This is a genomic window from Corynebacterium sp. HMSC034B08 (assembly GCF_001835805.1).
GTDB classification, from domain to species: domain Bacteria; phylum Actinomycetota; class Actinomycetes; order Mycobacteriales; family Mycobacteriaceae; genus Corynebacterium; species Corynebacterium coyleae.
The window spans coordinates 239,545-256,102 of the sequence record NZ_KV825964.1 but is presented as its reverse complement, the minus strand read 5'-3'; the positions used below and the strand labels follow the sequence as shown (position 1 = coordinate 256,102).

Below are 16,558 nucleotides of genomic sequence, written 5' to 3'. Positions count from 1 at the left end.
TTAGCGCGGAAGCAGGGATTTACCTGATTCCAGGGCCCGCTCATACGAAGCCTTCACGAGTTGCCCTAACTGCTCGAACTCCGCAACACGCTGCGAGGACGCGCGGTAGACCAAGCTCACCGTGCGTTGCGCCTGTACGCCGTTTGCAAACGTTGCGGAAGCGACTCCGGGGCGAGAGCACTCAGTGCCTACCGCGGAGGCCGGAATCAACGTTGACCCCAGCCCTGCCACGACCAACTGGACGATCGTGGTCAGTGACGATGCGCGTGTCACAGCATGCTTGCGCGCGCCGGGAGTTGCCTCAGCGATCTTGCACAGCTCCACAATCTGATCCCGGAGACAGTGGCCGTCATCCAGTAGTAAAAGGTTGAGGTCCTTCAGGCTGTCCAGCCCCAGATCGGTGCGGCCGGCAAGTGGATCGTCCGGATTGGTCACTGCCACAAACGGCTCGTCGTAAAGCGGCAATTGCTCCAAACCTGGTGCGTGCGTCGGAGTGGCAAGCACTGCCAGATCGAGTTGCCCGTCGCGCAACATTTTTAACAGTTGATCCGTTTGGTTTTCTACGATGCGCGGTTCCAAATCCGGGTAGTTTTCCTCGATCCCAATAAGCACTCCCGGAAGGAGATACGGCGCAATTGTAGGGATGATGCCAATGTTCAGTGGGCCGGCGAGCTCGCCGAGCGCTCCGCGCGACTGGGCAAGAAAAGCATCGGCAGCGTCGAGGGTTGCCTTCGCATATGGCAACAGCGCTTCACCGGTGGGGGTGACGATCACGCGCCGGGTGGAACGCTCGATAAGTTGCAGGCCAAGACCATTTTCAAGCGACGCCAAAGCCTGTGACAGGGAAGGCTGGGAGATGCCAAGTTTCGCTGCTGCGCTCACAAAGTGTTTCTGTTCTGCAACCGTGACAAAGGTACGGATCTGTGCGAGTGTCGGTTTATACTCTCGATTGCTCATACTTATGAATCCTACACCGGCTAATAGGTTTTTGGTTGCAACCTTCTGCGAACTGTGTCATACTGTTTTACGTCCGAAACACATTCGTTTGACCAGATTCTTTTGGAGGATCATCATGCCGATCATGACCGTTGGAGAGCGTTTTCCGGAGTTCGACCTTCTCGCACTGAAGGGTGGCAACCTGAAGGAAGCTAACGCTGCTTCCCCGGACGACTACTTCGAGCGCGTCTCCCTGGATAAGTACGAGGGCAAGTGGAAGGTCATCTTCTTCTACCCGAAGGACTTCACCTTCGTTTGCCCGACCGAGATCGCCGCATTCGGCAAGCTCAACGAGGAGTTCGAGGACCGCGACACCCAGGTGCTCGGCGGCTCCATCGATAACGAGTTCTCGCACTTCAACTGGCGTGCAACCCACGAGGAACTGCTGGACATCCCGTTCCCGATGTTCTCGGACATCCGCCACGACCTGATCCGCGCCCTCGGTGTTGAGAACGCTGACGGTGTCGCAGACCGTGCAACCTTCATCATCGACCCGGACGGCATCATCCAGTTCGTGTCCGTCACCCCGGACGCTGTTGGCCGTAACGTCGACGAGGTCCTGCGTGTCCTCGACGCTCTGCAGTCTGAAGAGGTCTGCGCTTGCGATTGGCAGAAGAACGACCCGACCAAGAACATCGACAAGATGGCTGTGGTCCAGGAGTCCCTGAAGTAGCACCCGAACTTTAGTTTCCGTGCCGCCCCGCGCTCCTTACCGCTGGAGTGGCGGGGCGCTCCCATACCAACTGAAAGGATCAACGTATGTCTATCGATAACCTGCGCAACGCACTTCCCGAGTACGCAAAGGACCAGAAGCTCAACCTTGGTTCGCTGACCCGCTCGACCGAGCTGAATGAGCAGCAACTGTGGGGCACGCTCGTCGCCTCCGCGGCCGCGACCCGCAACGCAACCGTCATCTCCGAGATCACCGACGAGGCCAAGGAGCACCTCTCCGAGGAGGCCATCGACGCAGCCTTCGGTGCGGCCACTGTCATGGCGATGAACAACGTCGCGTACCGCGCTAAGGGCTGGTTGGGTGACGACTACGCCAACGTGAAGTTCGGCCTTCGCATGAACATCATCTCCAAGCCGGGGGTAGAAAAGGCTGACTTCGAGCTGTGGTCGCTCGCCGTTTCCACCATCAATGGTTGCGAGCACTGCGCCGTCGCCCACGCCAACACCGTCCGCGAGGAAGGCCTGACCAAGGAGCAGGTCTGGGAGTCCATCAAGGTTGCCGGTGTTGTCCAGGCTGTTGCCCAGACGGTCACTATCGAAGACGCACGCTAAGCCACTAGCGCGTATCGACGATTAAACGCCGCTGGCCCCGAACCTTTCTGTTCGGGGCCAGCGGCGTTTCGTCGTTAGGCAGAGCGCTCTACATGGGGCTGAGCACCTTGGTGGTCAGGGAGAACAGGTCCTTCGGATCATCCGGATCGGCGACCAACTCAATATAGGTCTGGAAGTCGGTGCCAGCAGTCGAGTCGCGCAGGTAGCGCAGGGCGGAGAAGTCCTCGATTGCGAAGCCGACCGAGTCGAACAGTGTGATCTCCTCATCGCTAGAGCGGCCCGGGACCTTGCCTGCGATGACCTTCCACAGTTCGACGACCTCGAAGTCCTCGCCCTTGTTTTGGATCTCGCCCTCGATGCGGGTCTGGGGAGGGAATTCGACGAACACGGTGGCGTCGTCAAGAATGCGCGGATCAAGCTCCGTCTTGCCGGGGCAGTCGCCGCCCACACCATTGATGTGGACGCCCGGGCGAACCAACGAGTAGTCCAGGATGGTGTTCTGGGCCTTGTCGGCGGTGCAGGTCGTAATGATGTCTGCGCCTTCGAGCGCATCCTCAACGCTGTCGGCGATGTAGACCTCGATGCCGAGTGGCTCGATATTGCGGCGGAACTTCTCCATAGCGTTCGGGTCGATATCGAAGATGCGAACCCGCTCGATGCCCAGCGCCGCACGGAACCCGAGTGCCTGGAACTCTGACTGGGAACCGGAGCCAATCATCGCCATGACTTCAGAGTCCTTGCGCGCGAGGTACTTTGCCGCCATTGCGGAGGTTGCAGCAGTACGAAGTGCGGTGAGCAAGGTCATCTCGGCTTCAAACGTAGGGTATCCGTTGTCTACGTCAGCCAGGAAACCGAAAGCGGTCACAGTCTGGAAGCCACGAGCCGGGTTCGACGGGTGGCCGTTGACGTACTTGAATCCGTATTCGATTGAGTCGGAGGTGGGCATCAGTTCAATGACACCGATAGGGGTGTGGCTGGCCACGCGCGGAATCTTGTCAAATTCCTCCCAGCGGACGAAGTCCTTTTCGATGTATTCGAGGATGCCGGCGATGATCTTCTCCACACCGTGGTGGTCGATCCAGCGGCACATGTTGGTGACGTCGACAAGTTGAGTCATATGGGCAGTTCCTTTCAAAAGTGTGAGGGGATTAATGGGTAACGATTGGGGGATCAATGTCGGGTGCTTGTTCACCAGTGACGTGCTCGTAGTTCACGTGCGAACGCGAGATGAATTCAACGCGATCGCGGACCTTGAACCAGCCGAACGCAAGCGCCGGCCACATCAGCAGCGACACAATCAGTGTCCAGGTGCCAATTGGGTAGTCGAAGGCCATGAGCACGACAACCAGCCCAAGGAACAGCAGCGAGACAATATCGGTGAACGGCGAGAATGGTGCGCGGTAATCCGGACGGGTGTACTTGCCCTGCCGGGCCAGCCGCACAAAGCGCATGTGCGACAGGGAAATTGCCGCCCAGGACGCCATCGTGCCAAGTGCCGCGATATTCAACACAACCTCGAACGCTGCCTCCGGCACGAAGTAGTTGAGCACAACGCCGAACAGGGCGACGCCGGTGGTCATCAGAATGCCACCGTAGGGCACACCACCCTTGGTGACCTTGCCTGCCCACTGCGGTGCGGAACCGGCCTTGGACAGCGAGTACATGATGCGGCCCGTGGAGTAGAGGCCGGCGTTCAGGGAGGACAACGCAGCGGTGATGACCACCAACTGAGTGATAGGACCGGCATACGGCACGCCGATGGAGTTGAAGAAAGTCACAAACGGTGACTCGTCACCGGAGTACTGGGTGTACGGCAGCAGCATGCACAGCAGGAGCGCGGAGCCGAAGTAGAACACCAGCAGGCGGAAGACAACAGCATTAATCGCCTTCGGGATGTCCTTACGGGGGTTCTTTGCCTCACCAGAGGTCGTGCCCAGCAGCTCGATACCTGCGTAAGCGAACACGACGCCTTGGATCACGATCAGTGCCGGCAGTACGCCGTTCGGGAACCAGCCACCGTGATCGGAGATGAGCGTCAGGCCAGTCAGATCACCACTCGGATTGCCGAAGATGACCATGAAGATGCCGACCGCGAGGAACGTGAGCAGGAACGCCACCTTGATCAGGGAGAACCAGAACTCCATCTCGCCGAAGAACTTCACCGAGACGAGGTTCATGCCCGTCACAAGAGCGATGATCGCAAGTGCGATGACCCACTGCGGAATGTCGTTAATCCAACCGTAGAACTGGCCGAACCAGCGGATGTAGATCGCAAGTGCTGTCGCGTCAGCAACGGCGGTCGCTGCCCAGTTGAACCAGTACAACCAGCCCGAGACGTATGCGGCCTTCTCGCCAAAGAATTCGCGAGTGTAGGACACGAACGAACCCGAGGTTGGACGGTGGACAATGAGCTCACCCAGACTCCGCAGGATGAGGTATCCGATGAAACCGCAGAGCAGGTACATCAGGGCTAGCGACGGTCCGGCGGCCTCAAGGCGCGAACCTGCGCCAAGGAACAGACCGGTACCGATCGCCGAGCCAATTGCGATCATGTTGATCTGACGGGTGGACAGCCCTTTCTGCAAGCCGGCATCTTCGTCAGGAATGACGCCAGCTTTAGGACGAGTTGATGCTTCCGATGGTGGTGGTTTCGTAGTCATCGGGTTCTCCCAGGGTTGTGTCGGTTAGTGGGGGACTAGTTCCTGATGCCGGCCGGGTCGTGGATGACGCCGAAACCGTGCAGGGTTGCGGAGATGGCCTGCTCCAGTAGGTACGGGAGCAACTCACGTCGACCGTCGATGAGCGCCGGGCTATCAAAAACAGCGGTGGTGATGTCGCCGTAGATGTCTGCTGGGGCATCACCGATAACGCGGATGCGCGACGGGGTGCCTTCCACACGGTTCGCATCGACCGTGATCGCAGCAGCCTCCAGATCCGAGGCGATTTCCGCAGGAGCAACGACACGGATCTCGGAGCCGGTGATCGCTGCTGCGAGCAGCTGGCGGTAGACATCGCGCAAGCGGTAGTTCTCACCGACGTAGATCACGACCGGCTCGAGCGTGTTGCGGTAACGGAAGATGTTCGCCTCCGAGCGAAGACCAGAGTGGTCGTGACCACGACCGAACTCGCGGTCCCATGCGCGCTGGTCGTACTCAGCAGCACGGGAGAGCCAGCCGTAGTCCTCCGCATCGACGTTCGGGCGGAACGCCTCCAGCTGCTCCTGGATATCGGCGGAGATGCTCACGCCCGGCGACGGAGCCACACCATCACGGTCACGCCACGTGCCCATCTGTGCCACATAGTTCGGGCCACCAGCCTTCGCGCCTGGGCCGACCGAGGACTTCTTCCAGCCACCGAACGGCTGACGCTGCACGATTGCACCGGTGATACCGCGATTGACGTAGACGTTGCCAGCTTCCACACGGTCGAGCCAGGTATTGATCTCGTCGCCGTCAAGGGTGTGAATACCCGCAGTCAAGCCGTAGCCGGTGGAGTTCTGCCACTCAATAGCCTCATCGAGGTCCTTGGCGTGCATGATGCCCAGGACCGGTCCGAAGCACTCGTTCTGGTGGTACCAGGAGCCAGGCTTAACGTTGTCGCGGATACCGGGGCTCCAGAACTTGCCTTCATCATCGAGCTTCTTCGGCTGGAGCAACCACTTCTCGCCCGGTTCGAGCTTGGTCAAACCGCGCTGCAACTTCTCTCCCGGAGCTTCAATCAAGCCGTTCATCGTGGTGGAGAGCTCGGTGCCTGGGCCGACCACGAGGGTGGATGCAGCGTCAAGGAGCTGGCCACGAATACGCTCAGACTCGGCCGCGGAGCCGACGAGAATTGCCAACGACGCAGCGGAGCATTTCTGGCCCGAGTGGCCGAACGCCGACAGGTACAGGTCGTTGATCGCCAGATCCGGGTCGGCGGACGGCGTGATGATGATGGCGTTCTTGCCCGAGGTCTCAGCCATGACGTTAAGTTGCGGGTTCCACGACTTAAACAGTTGGGCTGTCTCAGATGCGCCGGTGAGGATGATGGCGTCCACGGCGTCGTCGGTAAGCAGTGCCTTGCCCGCTTCGCCTTCGTCAGCGCGAACGTACTGCACCGTATCCGGGTCGATGCCCTTCTCTGCGAAGACTGCCTGGATGCAATCCGCGATCAGCTTGGCGCACTGCGTCACCTGCGGTGCCGGCTTCAGGATCACAGCGGAGCCTGCAGCCAACGCCGCCATGACACCGCCGGTCGGAATGGCGACCGGGAAATTCCACGGTGGAACGACCACGGTGAGCTTGTTTGGCTCAAACTCTGCCTCAATGTCGTCGAGGTGACGGGCGCTATCTGCATAGTAGTCGCAGAAGTCGATAGCCTCGGAGATCTCCGGGTCGGACTGGTCGACAGTCTTGCCAGCCTCGTGCGCAGCAACGGAGATGAACTCGCCACGGCGGCGCGCGATCTCGTCACCAATCGCCTCGAGCACTTCTGCACGCTCGTTCGCGGACAGCGCGCCCCACGCCTTCTGCGCCTCGAGTGCGCGCGCGATGTTGTCGCGGATAGCAACCGGATCGGTGATCTCCTCACCGGTGTCGATCGATGGCGGAGTGCTCAGGTGCTTGATCGCCCAAGCACGGTTGGCCTCAAGGGCAGGATCCGTATCCGGCTCGTTGAAGAAGCGGCCGGTCGTTGCGGAAGCATGTGCGACGTGGCGCTCAGTTTCCGTATTACGGTCTTGCGTGCGGTTCGGGCCATTGTGCACGTCCCAACGGTTGCCGACAGCCCAGCGGAAGACGTTCTCTTGCTCCTTAATCGGATCGCGGTCCTCAGTCTTCGGAGCGAACAGGGCATGCAGGAAGTTCTGCGGGGCAGCGTTCTCTTCGAGACGACGCACCAGGTAGCTCACCGCCACGTCGAAGTCATCGCGGCCGACAACCGGGGTGTAGAGGATCTGGTCGCCGTACACCTCGCGCACGATTTCCTGCTGCGCAGGGGACATGCCCTGCAGCATCTCAGAGTCGATCATCGCGGTGACACCGCGGCGCTGTGCCAGCTCGTATGCCAACGCAGACGTGAACAGGTTGTGCGAAGCGATACCGATAGAAACCGCATCTGCAAACTCAGGGCGCAGGATGAAATCCAGCAGGCGGTAGTAGTTTGCGTCCACCTCATCCTTGGTCAGGTACGGAGCCTGCTCCCAACCCTTGACTTCAGCGTGGTGGCGTTCCATGGACAGGTTCGCACCCTTGACCAGACGGATCTTGATCTTGGAGCCACCGTCGGCCACACGCTTCTGGGCGAAGTCGGCCAGGTACTCGAGTGCACCAAGCGTGTCCGGCAAGTACGCCTGAAGCACAATGCCGCCCTGGTAGTCCTTGAACTCCTCCTCGCTGAGCAGCTGCGTGAACACGTCCAGCGTGAGATGCAGGTCGTGGTACTCCTCCATGTCCATGTTGATGAACACCTGAGGGCTACGGTCGCGCGCAGCGCGGTACAGCGGGCGGATGCGGTCCTTGACCAATCGAACGCATTCGTCGTAATCCCAGTGGTTGAGCTGCGACACCATCGACGATGCCTTGACGGACACATAGGTAACGCGTGGGTTCTTGATCAAATTGAGGGTGCGTTCTGCACGATCTGTTGCTTCCTTCTCGCCGAGGACGGCCTCACCGAGCAGGTTCAAGTTGAGCTGCTCGCCGCGCTGCTGCGCGTTGTCGAGCAGCTTGTTCAGTGCGTCACTTTCGGCATCGAGAACCAGGTGGCCAACGAGCTGGCGGAGACGGGCACGTGCCGCAGGAACAACTACGTTTGGCAGGAATGGGCCGACGAAAGCACCAATTCCGACGAGTAGGGAGTTGATCTGGCCGAGGAATCGGGCGTCGACACCGCGCGTGATCGCCCGCAGTGCGTGTGCTGCGACACGGTTGCTTTCCGGGCGCATGACGCGGTCAACGAAGTCCATGGTGAAGCGGACACCGTTTTCGTCGCGAAGCAACTCAGCGAGCTGCTGGGTGGAGGCGTCGTCGGCGTCTGCTTCGGCGGTAGCTTCCATCCAGTGGTAGGCGCGAGCAACAGCTGCCTCGATTACTGCCTCGAGGTCATCGCTATTCGACGGCGCGATCTGGTTGGTGCTCAGTTGTGGCATTTGTGTTCCTTATCACTCATAACTGACCAATGTGACAGGAATTAAGATAAGGCACAACTGCGATTTTCAATGCAATTAGATGCCGTCGCACGAGTCGTGCGAGGAAACCTGCAGCGCACAGCGTTGACGGGTGGGGAAAACGGGGGATAAAAATAACCCCGCCACATGCATAGTGCAGTGACGGGGTTTGAAACGTTGGTGCGTTACAGGCCACCGAACGGGCCGCGCAGCGGGTCGAACGGCTTGATCGTCTCGTCGATCTCGCCGGTCACAATCTGCTTTGCCAGCATCTTGCCGGACAGCGGGCCCAGGATGATGCCCCACATGCCGTGACCACCGTTGGTGTACACGTTTGGCACCTTCGTCGCGCCAACCAGTGGGAGACCGTCCGGAGTGACCGGGCGGGAACCGACCCACTCGTCCTGGCGATCTTCCCAGTCGATGCCACGGAAGAACGGCTTCGTCGAGTGAATCATCGAGGTAATACGGCCTGGCTGGAACGGCTCATCCGGGCCGCGGAACTCCATCGTGCCTGCGATGCGGAAGCGACCCTGGTACGGGGTGCAGGCGATCTTTGGATCCGGCAGATACACCGGGCAGGTAGCAGGCTCAGCTGTCTCAACCGAGAAGGAGTAGCCGCGACCAGCCTGAATCATCGTGTTCACACCAAGCTGTTTAGCCAAGGACGGAAGCCACGCACCGGTTGCCAAAACAACGTTGTCGGCCTGCAGCCACTCCCCGGTGGAAAGCTTCACGGCTGGCTTGCGGGTGGAGGTGACCTCTACGACCTCAACACCCGTCGTGATCTTGCCACCGCGCTCGATAATCGAATCTGCAATGGCCCGGCAGTACGGACCCGGCTCGATGAAGCGCTGACCGCCCATGCGGTAGGTTGCGCCGACCTTCTCGGTCAGCATCGGGGCGTCAGTGCGGGCGTCGTCAAGCGTGATCTGCTCGAAAGGAATATCTTGGCCGTGACGCTGAGCGCCTTCGACTTCCTTGAGGAAGCCGGCGGCTTTGCCCTCGTTTTCGAAACCGATGATGAACGGACCCTCATGTGTGGAGGCCTTCACACCACCTGCTTCGAGCTCGTCGAAAGCAGCGAGGGAAGCAATATCTGCCTTAGTGAGGCGAGCCATGGTCTTGTCCCATGCGCGTCCCGTCGCGTGTGCCATGAAGTTGGCGCAGAAGCGCCACAGTTTCGGGTCGAAACGCACCGGCACATCCAAGGCTGCGTGCTTATCAAACAGTGCGGTCGGGCCGTATGCCCACAGGCTCGAGTTGGACAGCGGGATCGTCTTTCCCGGTGCCAACCAGCCGGCGTTGCCCCAGGAAGAACCGGCCGCAACATCGATGCGTTCGAGAACTTCCACCTCATGGCCGTATTCCTGCAGGTGCCATGCGGTTGACAGACCGGTCATGCCGGCGCCGACAACAATTGTGCGCGTCACGTTGTGCTCCTTGTCACGCTAGAACCAAAGTTTGCTCCACACAATCTAGCCGGGGTTGCTGTGTTTTGGGGCAAATTAGAGCTTTCCGTTTAGCGCGACGGCTTCTACTGGCCCCGAAACTCCAACGAGGAGACCCGAACCTCACCCGCTTCATCGGATGCGTCGAGATCCACCACACCGTGAATCTGGAACGCGTTGTCGCCTTCGGGGTCGTTAATAATCTGGGTGACCTGCCAGGATCTGCCGGATTGATCACCGATGTGGAAGAATTCAGGACCGCGTGCGTCTGGGCCAAGATCGACATCGTCGTACTCGTCGAAGTAGTCGTCCATCGCCCCCGGCCAATCCACCCGCTCGTCTGTTTCTAGGTAGTCGAGCATCTCGGCCAACTCATCTTCTTTCTCATAAGCGAACAGTTCGACCATTCGGAAGAAGTAGTTGCGGACCATGATTGTGAACGCACGACGGTTGGCGGTCAGTGCGGATGGGTCTTGTACACCAAACGCCAGCTCTCGGTCGATGGTTTCCTGGCTGACAGGTTCGTCTTCTCCGGTCATGTGCGCCCATTCGTCGATGAGCGACGAGTCCACCTGACGAATCATCTCGCCGAGCCATACGACGATGTCCTCGAGCTCGTCGTTCATGTAGGCATCGGGGATGGAGTAGGAGAGCGTGCGCCAAGCATCGGTGAGGTAGCGAAGCACCACACCCTCGGAGCGCGCCAGCCCATATGTGGAAATGAGATCGGAGAACGTCATTGCGTGCTCGATCATGTCCCGCACCACAGACTTCGGCGACGGCTCGAACTCCTTCGCCCATGGGTTGCCTTGGGTGAAGGTATCGAACGCTTCGTCCAACTCGTCGGTCAATGGCTTCGGATAGGTGACATCCTCAATAATCGCCATGCGCTCGGTGTAGTCAACACCTTCAGCCTTTAGCGCAGCAATTTCTTCTCCACGAGCGGCTTTCTCTTGCGCTTGGAGGAGTTGCCTCGGGTCGTCGAGGATCGCTTCAAATGCTGAGATGACATCAAGGGTGTATGTATCCGATTCCGGATCCAGCAGGGTAAGAAACGCCAGTGCGAACGGAGCGAGAGGTTGATTTAGCGCAAAGTCGCGGTCGAGCTCCTGCGTCAGCGTGTATGGGCGAAACGCGGGAGAGTCCGGAGTACGTTCCACCACTCCAGCGTTAATCAGCCCACGGAATAGCTCCACTGCGGTGAGGATGTCCCTGTTCTGCTTCGCACGGTTGTCGTGGTTGTCGCGCAGTAACTTGCGCATGTGCTCGTAGCCGTCACCAGGGCGTGCCACCACGTTGAGCAGCATCGAGTTGCTCACCTTGAACTGGCTTGTCAGCTCTTCGGGTTCAGCGACCTTCAGACGTTCAAAAGTGTTCTCAGACCAGGAAACTTCACCGTCGCGGGCAGATTTCTTCCGTATCTTCTTGAGTTTCTTCGGATCATCACCCGCCTTGCGGCGCAGCTTTACGTTTTCTATCTCGTGTTCGGGTGCTTCCACCACTACAGTGCCTTCGGTGTCGTAGCCTGCGCGACCTGCGCGGCCTGCGATTTGGTGGAATTCACGCGACTTCAAGATGCGCTGGCGAGTTCCGTCGTATTTGGCCAACCCAGTGATGAGCACTGTACGAATCGGCACGTTAATCCCCACACCGAGCGTGTCTGTACCGCAGATGACCTTCAGTAAGCCGGTTTGGGAAAGCCGTTCGACAAGGCGACGGTACTTCGGCAACATGCCTGCGTGGTGGATTCCGATGCCACGACGCACAAGTTTGGACAGCGTCTTGCCAAACGTGGTGGTAAAGCGGAAATTGCCAATCTCTTCAGCGATCCGCTGCTTTTCCTCATCCGTAATGATTTTCATGCTGGTCAGCGCCTGCGCTCGTTCGGTGGCTTCGCGCTGAGAGAAATGCACAACGTAGATCGGTGCCTTGCCGTCGGCGAGCAGCTCCTCAATCGTCTCGTGCACCGGCGTGAACACATAGTGGAAATCCAGCGGAACGGGACGCTCAGCGCCGCCCACATAAGTGGTGGTGCGCCCGGTGCGTTTCGTCAGGTCCTCCTCGAGCCACGCAGTATCGCCTAGTGTCGCCGACATCAGCAGAAACTGTGCCTTTGGCAACTCGAGGAGCGGAACCTGCCAGGCCCATCCGCGCTCCGGCTCGGAATAGTAATGGAACTCGTCCATGACGACCTGGTCGATCCGTGCATGCTCGCCCTCTCGTAGCGCGATATTTGCGACGATCTCCGCTGTGGCTGCAATGATTGGCGCATTGGAGTTCACCGTTGCGTCACCGGTCATCATGCCGACGTTTTCAGCGCCGAAAATCTCGCACAGCGCGAAAAACTTCTCGCTTACCAGTGCCTTAATCGGCGCCGTATAAAACGATCGTTGTCCACGGGCGAGGGCAATGAAATGCGCCGCGTTGGCCACCATGGACTTCCCGGATCCAGTTGGGGTAGCCAAGATAACGTTGTCGCCAGCGAGCAACGCTAGCGAAGCTTCCTCTTGAGCAGGGTAGAGGCTGATACCGCGGGACTCGGTCCAGGAGGTAAACGAGTCCCACACCACGTCCTCGAAGAGGGACTCTGGTGCTTCGGCAATGTCGGAGAGCATGTCTGTGAGCGTCACGCTCACCACCGTAGCTGACCGCCCCGACATCCCATCAGCATTTAGGATGTTGCGCCTGTGTCACCGTCGCTGTCGCCGTCATCTACTTCAGCGTCGGGGTCGATGAAGTAGTAGTCACGCAAGCGCCGATCAGTGTCCTCATCGTGAGGCAGACTGCGCTGTTGACCACGGTTGCGGTCACGGTCCTCTATGGCGGTGAGGTAGTTCTCAAAAGCCTCGCTGATTTCCTCACCCGAGGGCATCTGTGCCTCACCGGGCATCATGGCTTGCGGGTGGTGGCGACGGTATTCCTCCATCTCCTGGTCATAGTGTTCCTCCAAGGCCTGGACCACATGGGTGATCTCAGCGGAGTTCGTCGTTTGTTCTGCAAGTTGCTGGGAGACCCGCTTCATGTCGCCTTCCAACGAACCAAGCGGGAAGGTCAACGTGGTGGAATCCTCTACCGACTGCAAGAGCTGGAAAGTTGCGTGCGGGTACGGAGAAGCAGCGACATAGTGCGGGACGTGCGCTGTGTAGCCTGCGACATTTCGCCCACGCTTGTGGAGTTCGCGCTCAATGAGAATTGCGGCGGAGCCAGGAACGCTCACCATACCGTCGAAGGTGTACATCGAGCCGACGAGGTCGGTGTCGTTGCCGTGTGCTGATACCACAAGGGGGCGAGTGTGTGGCGCGCCCATAGGGGCAGCGTAGAGGCAGATCGTTTTATCCACATTGAAACGCTCGACGAGGTCGGCGACTGCATTGCTAAACGCTTCCCAGCGAAGATCCGGTTCAGGCCCGGACAGGAGCAAGAAAGACTTGCCCTTGCTGTCGCGCAGGACCCGCATATCGAGTTGCAGGTCTGCAACGTCTGCGATTTCAGCATGGGCGAGTGTCACCGTTGGGCGTCGTGAGCGGTAGTCGATGAGCTCGTCGTTGCTAAACGTCGCCACCGTATGGGTCTCTAGCGCGGCCTTAAGATGGTCGGCTGCAGACTCAACTGCGTGACCTGCGTCGGCGTAGCCGTGCATGGCAATAATCAGCGCCGGGCCCGATTGGGAGGTGCTGTCCACGGTGGGCGAGGGGTACTCAAGCTCGTACATCTGCTGATCGTAAGTCACGGTTGTAGATCTCCTGAAATGGTATCGCTGATTCCCCCACCACAACGAAGGAAGCGAGCAAAACATTCCCCGTTATGTTTTTGGATGGAACCGAACACTGCTTCAGTGCGTCTGATATTTATGACAGACACTCAACCACAAGGAACTCATTCATCGGATGGTGCTGGCGCGGCGCACCACGACACCTACACATTGCAATCGCCCGCGCACTTGATTGCATCACTTCCTGGAACTCTCGGTTACTTTCCAACTGAAACTGTTTCGCTGATCACCTTGCAAGCGCGTCCGGGGGAACCTGACATCTTGGATGTTGGGCCGTACTTATGCTCTGATTTGGGCAGCACAGAGCAGCTTCGCAACATGCTTGAGCAACTGCCAATAACGCAACGTGTGGCGACGTTTGGCGTGATCATTAGCCGAGTCCCTGATTCGGAGATGGTCAAACAGGCCGTTAAGGAGTTGCGAGACAGTTATCAGGGGATTGTGCCACTGGTCGACGCGTGCTGGTTAGTTTCGGAAGTCGCTGATGGCACCCCGTACCGCCTCGCGTTCTCCAACGAGACGGAGAACGCACAGATCTGGGGGTGGGAGGACACATTCGCTTCGGGTACGGTCGCTTCGGTGATCGCGTCGCCGGCGATGCGGCCGTACATCGATAACGGCTTGCTGCCGGAGCTCGATCGCGCGGATACGTTCGAGCACTTCGACCCGCTATTGCTCAGCGATGCTGTGCGTTGCGACGAGGTCGCGCCCGCTGCGTATCGACGAGGCCTTGACCTAATGGATCTGGTCTCAGTGGCACCTGCTCTTGCGCGCCGGGACGTCGAGCGGGCCTGCGAGCTCTTCGTCTCAACGCCAGCGGATTCGATCATTGACGGGGATGGATACGTTGAACTGAGCGATGTGTTTCAGTCGGATGACGAAGTCGAACTTATCGCCGCGATGCTGAGCAGAAGCCGGTTGCGCGACTGCTTAATCGTCGACGCGCTTGCATACCCGTTCGGGGCATCCGCGGTGATGTTGTGTATCGCGAGGAACTTCACCGGAGCCATTCGGGCCAACGCGTTGTGTCTTTGGGCGATGGTTGCCCTTTCCCAACGCTTGTACGCATGGGCGGGCACTGCGTTGCGGTGCGCAGACGAGGAAGTTCCAGGTCATGCGCTGTCGAATCTGCTGCTGCAAGTGATGCTGGCGGGCAAGGCAGAAGAGATTCTTGAAGTGAGCAGTCGAGCATGCAGAGACACGTGGCTCGAATTCGGAGGTTAACGCGCCGAGTGCGAACGGCTTCCCAGTTCGCGGGTGAACGCCCATGCGTCCTCGACGATTCGGCGTAGATCTGTGCGGGTGGGGTTCCAACCAAGCTCACTTTTGATCTTTTCGGACGACGCGATGAGCACAGCCGGATCGCCTGCACGGCGAGGAGCTACCTCAGCTGGGATGGGATGGCCGGTGACTTCGCGACACATCTCCACAACTTCTCGCACCGAATAGCCAGCACCGGAACCAAGGTTATAGATCTTGTGTTGGCCAGGCGTGTTGTTTTCCAAAGCGAGCATGTGGGCGTCGGCGAGGTCGCGGATGTGAATGTAGTCGCGCACGCAAGTACCGTCGTTTGTTGGCCAGTCATCGCCGTACATCATGATCTTGTCGCGGTAGCCCATGGCAACCTGCAACACAATGGGGATGAGGTGGGTTTCAGTGATGTGGTTTTCACCAACACCGTTGTGTGCGCCGGCGACGTTGAAGTAGCGCAGACTCGTTGCGCCGAGGCCGTACGCATTGGCGTAGGACGTGATTGCGTGGTCAATCGCTAGCTTGGAGGCGCCATAGGGATTCGTTGGACGTGTTGGCGCATCTTCGGTAATCGGCACGGTGTCTGGTTCACCGTAGGTGGCAGCGGTCGAGGAAAACACCAGGGATTTCACGTCGTGCTTGCGCATTGCGTCGAGCAACGCGAGTGATACTCCGACATTGCCATGCCAGTACTTGGCGGGATCCTCCATCGACTCGCCGACAAGCGAGCGTGCAGCGAAATGCAGTACGCCATCGATGTCACCGTCAGCCAGTACGTCGTCGATAACATCGACAATGTTTCCCTCAACGAGCACAGCCTGCTCAGGGACAGCGTAGCGGTTTCCAGTGCTGAAATCGTCGATAATGGTGACGTCGTGGCCTGCTTCAAGCAGTGCTTGCGCGCACACACTTCCGACGTATCCTGCGCCGCCTGTGACTACAAGTTTCATGGGGTTTCTCCTCGAAGCGTTAGTTGAGCGGTTCGACGCGCAGCGCGTGTGCCAGCTCAGATGGAAGTACAACAGTTTCTCCGTTGGCGGTCTTGACTTCCAGCGCGCCGTCTTCAAATGGAGTCAACGTCACTTCTTGGCCGACGAAGTGACCGATGCCTGCAAGGGAGACACCGTCTGTCAACGGGACCTGAAGAATTTCCGAAATCTGCACAACACGCGCTCTGGTCGGTTCCTGGATTCGAAGATCGGTCGCTCGAGTTCCGCGTGTCTCGGGCACCCCCTGTGGTGCTCCCAGCTCTTCCAGTGCGGGGATCGGGTTACCAAATGGGGAGTGGGTGGGGTTATCCAACACTGCGACAAGGCGACGTTCGACCTCTTCGCTCATGACGTGTTCCCAGCGACATGCCTCGTCGTGCACTTTCTCAATATCAAGGCGCAGCACGTCGGTCAGAAGACGTTCCGCGAGACGGTGTTTGCGCATCACCGCGGTTGCGAGTGCGCGCCCTTCCTCAGTGAGGGAGAGGGAACGGTCTTGCTCAACAACGATAAGTCCGTCGCGCTCCATGCGTGCCACAGTTTGCGACACGGTGGGGCCAGACTGCTCAAGCCGTTCAGCGATGCGAGCGCGAAGGGGAGTGATGCCCTCTTCTTCCAGCTCGTAGACCGTTCGCAAGTACATTTCTGTGGTGTCGACGAGGTCACGCAC

12 protein-coding genes are annotated in these 16,558 nt (G+C 59.0%); 3 read left to right on the top strand and 9 right to left on the bottom strand.

The window, feature by feature from the left end; translation table 11 throughout:
• Positions 1 to 957, bottom strand: coding sequence for a hydrogen peroxide-inducible genes activator (locus HMPREF2656_RS07650; protein ID WP_070483803.1), 957 nt, complete (start codon positions 955 to 957; stop codon positions 1 to 3).
• 115 nt (positions 958 to 1,072) lie between these two features.
• Here HMPREF2656_RS07650 and HMPREF2656_RS07645 point away from each other — a divergent pair, with 115 nt between their 5' ends.
• Both HMPREF2656_RS07645 and HMPREF2656_RS07640 read left to right on the top strand, forming a co-directional pair.
• Positions 1,073 to 1,669 (top strand): peroxiredoxin, encoded by a 597-nt coding sequence (locus HMPREF2656_RS07645; protein WP_070422344.1) that lies wholly within the window; start codon positions 1,073 to 1,075, stop codon positions 1,667 to 1,669.
• Between the two features lie 86 nt (positions 1,670 to 1,755).
• Positions 1,756 to 2,280, top strand: a complete 525-nt coding sequence (locus HMPREF2656_RS07640; RefSeq protein ID WP_070816252.1) for an alkylhydroperoxidase, AhpD family — start codon at positions 1,756 to 1,758, stop codon at positions 2,278 to 2,280.
• Positions 2,281 to 2,368: 88 nt separating this feature from the next.
• Here the strand turns inward: HMPREF2656_RS07640 and HMPREF2656_RS07635 are convergent, their stop codons facing one another.
• From HMPREF2656_RS07635 to HMPREF2656_RS07610, 6 genes are all read right to left on the bottom strand, one after another.
• Positions 2,369 to 3,397, bottom strand: coding sequence for an ornithine cyclodeaminase (locus HMPREF2656_RS07635; protein WP_070816251.1), 1,029 nt, complete (start codon positions 3,395 to 3,397; stop codon positions 2,369 to 2,371).
• A 31-nt stretch (positions 3,398 to 3,428) separates the two neighbouring features.
• Positions 3,429 to 4,940: an amino acid permease gene (locus HMPREF2656_RS07630; protein WP_083319481.1), complete on the bottom strand. Its 1,512-nt coding sequence runs from the start codon at positions 4,938 to 4,940 to the stop codon at positions 3,429 to 3,431.
• Between the two features lie 35 nt (positions 4,941 to 4,975).
• Complete coding sequence (locus HMPREF2656_RS07625) at positions 4,976 to 8,407, bottom strand: bifunctional proline dehydrogenase/L-glutamate gamma-semialdehyde dehydrogenase (protein ID WP_070816250.1); 3,432 nt, start codon at positions 8,405 to 8,407, stop codon at positions 4,976 to 4,978.
• Positions 8,408 to 8,610: 203 nt separating this feature from the next.
• Positions 8,611 to 9,858: an NAD(P)/FAD-dependent oxidoreductase gene (locus tag HMPREF2656_RS07620; protein WP_083284800.1), complete on the bottom strand. Its 1,248-nt coding sequence runs from the start codon at positions 9,856 to 9,858 to the stop codon at positions 8,611 to 8,613.
• Positions 9,859 to 9,962: 104 nt separating this feature from the next.
• Positions 9,963 to 12,491, bottom strand: coding sequence for a DEAD/DEAH box helicase (locus tag HMPREF2656_RS07615; RefSeq protein WP_070816391.1), 2,529 nt, complete (start codon positions 12,489 to 12,491; stop codon positions 9,963 to 9,965).
• Positions 12,492 to 12,547: 56 nt separating this feature from the next.
• The gene (locus HMPREF2656_RS07610) at positions 12,548 to 13,588 is read right to left on the bottom strand and encodes a PAC2 family protein (RefSeq protein WP_371440661.1); all 1,041 of its coding nucleotides are present in this window, start codon (positions 13,586 to 13,588) and stop codon (positions 12,548 to 12,550) included.
• A gap of 36 nt (positions 13,589 to 13,624) precedes the next feature.
• On the opposite strand from HMPREF2656_RS07610, the gene HMPREF2656_RS07605 reads away from it, so the two are divergent.
• On the top strand, positions 13,625 to 14,872 hold the full coding sequence (locus HMPREF2656_RS07605; RefSeq protein ID WP_083316782.1) for a DUF4192 domain-containing protein: 1,248 nt from the start codon (positions 13,625 to 13,627) through the stop codon (positions 14,870 to 14,872).
• Here HMPREF2656_RS07605 and galE read toward each other — a convergent pair.
• The gene (galE, locus tag HMPREF2656_RS07600; RefSeq protein WP_070816249.1) at positions 14,869 to 15,849 is read right to left on the bottom strand and encodes a UDP-glucose 4-epimerase GalE; all 981 of its coding nucleotides are present in this window, start codon (positions 15,847 to 15,849) and stop codon (positions 14,869 to 14,871) included. The two genes, HMPREF2656_RS07605 and galE, sit on opposite strands and share 4 nt — an antisense overlap.
• A 19-nt stretch (positions 15,850 to 15,868) precedes the next feature.
• The gene (locus tag HMPREF2656_RS07595) at positions 15,869 to 16,558 is read right to left on the bottom strand and encodes a metal-dependent transcriptional regulator (protein WP_070422350.1); all 690 of its coding nucleotides are present in this window, start codon (positions 16,556 to 16,558) and stop codon (positions 15,869 to 15,871) included.

Bases quoted from the DNA above. Each gene is read 5' to 3' on its own strand.
- HMPREF2656_RS07650 (WP_070483803.1), bottom strand. From the start codon at position 957: ATGAGCAATCGAGAGTATAAACCGACACTCGCACAGATCCGTACCTTT.
- HMPREF2656_RS07645 (WP_070422344.1), top strand. From the start codon at position 1,073: ATGCCGATCATGACCGTTGGAGAGCGTTTTCCGGAGTTCGACCTTCTC.
- HMPREF2656_RS07640 (WP_070816252.1), top strand. From the start codon at position 1,756: ATGTCTATCGATAACCTGCGCAACGCACTTCCCGAGTACGCAAAGGAC.
- HMPREF2656_RS07635 (WP_070816251.1), bottom strand. From the start codon at position 3,397: ATGACTCAACTTGTCGACGTCACCAACATGTGCCGCTGGATCGACCAC.
- HMPREF2656_RS07630 (WP_083319481.1), bottom strand. From the start codon at position 4,940: ATGACTACGAAACCACCACCATCGGAAGCATCAACTCGTCCTAAAGCT.
- HMPREF2656_RS07625 (WP_070816250.1), bottom strand. From the start codon at position 8,407: ATGCCACAACTGAGCACCAACCAGATCGCGCCGTCGAATAGCGATGAC.
- HMPREF2656_RS07615 (WP_070816391.1), bottom strand. From the start codon at position 12,491: ATGCTCTCCGACATTGCCGAAGCACCAGAGTCCCTCTTCGAGGACGTG.
- HMPREF2656_RS07610 (WP_371440661.1), bottom strand. From the start codon at position 13,588: ATGTACGAGCTTGAGTACCCCTCGCCCACCGTGGACAGCACCTCCCAA.
- HMPREF2656_RS07605 (WP_083316782.1), top strand. From the start codon at position 13,625: ATGGTATCGCTGATTCCCCCACCACAACGAAGGAAGCGAGCAAAACAT.
- galE (WP_070816249.1), bottom strand. From the start codon at position 15,849: ATGAAACTTGTAGTCACAGGCGGCGCAGGATACGTCGGAAGTGTGTGC.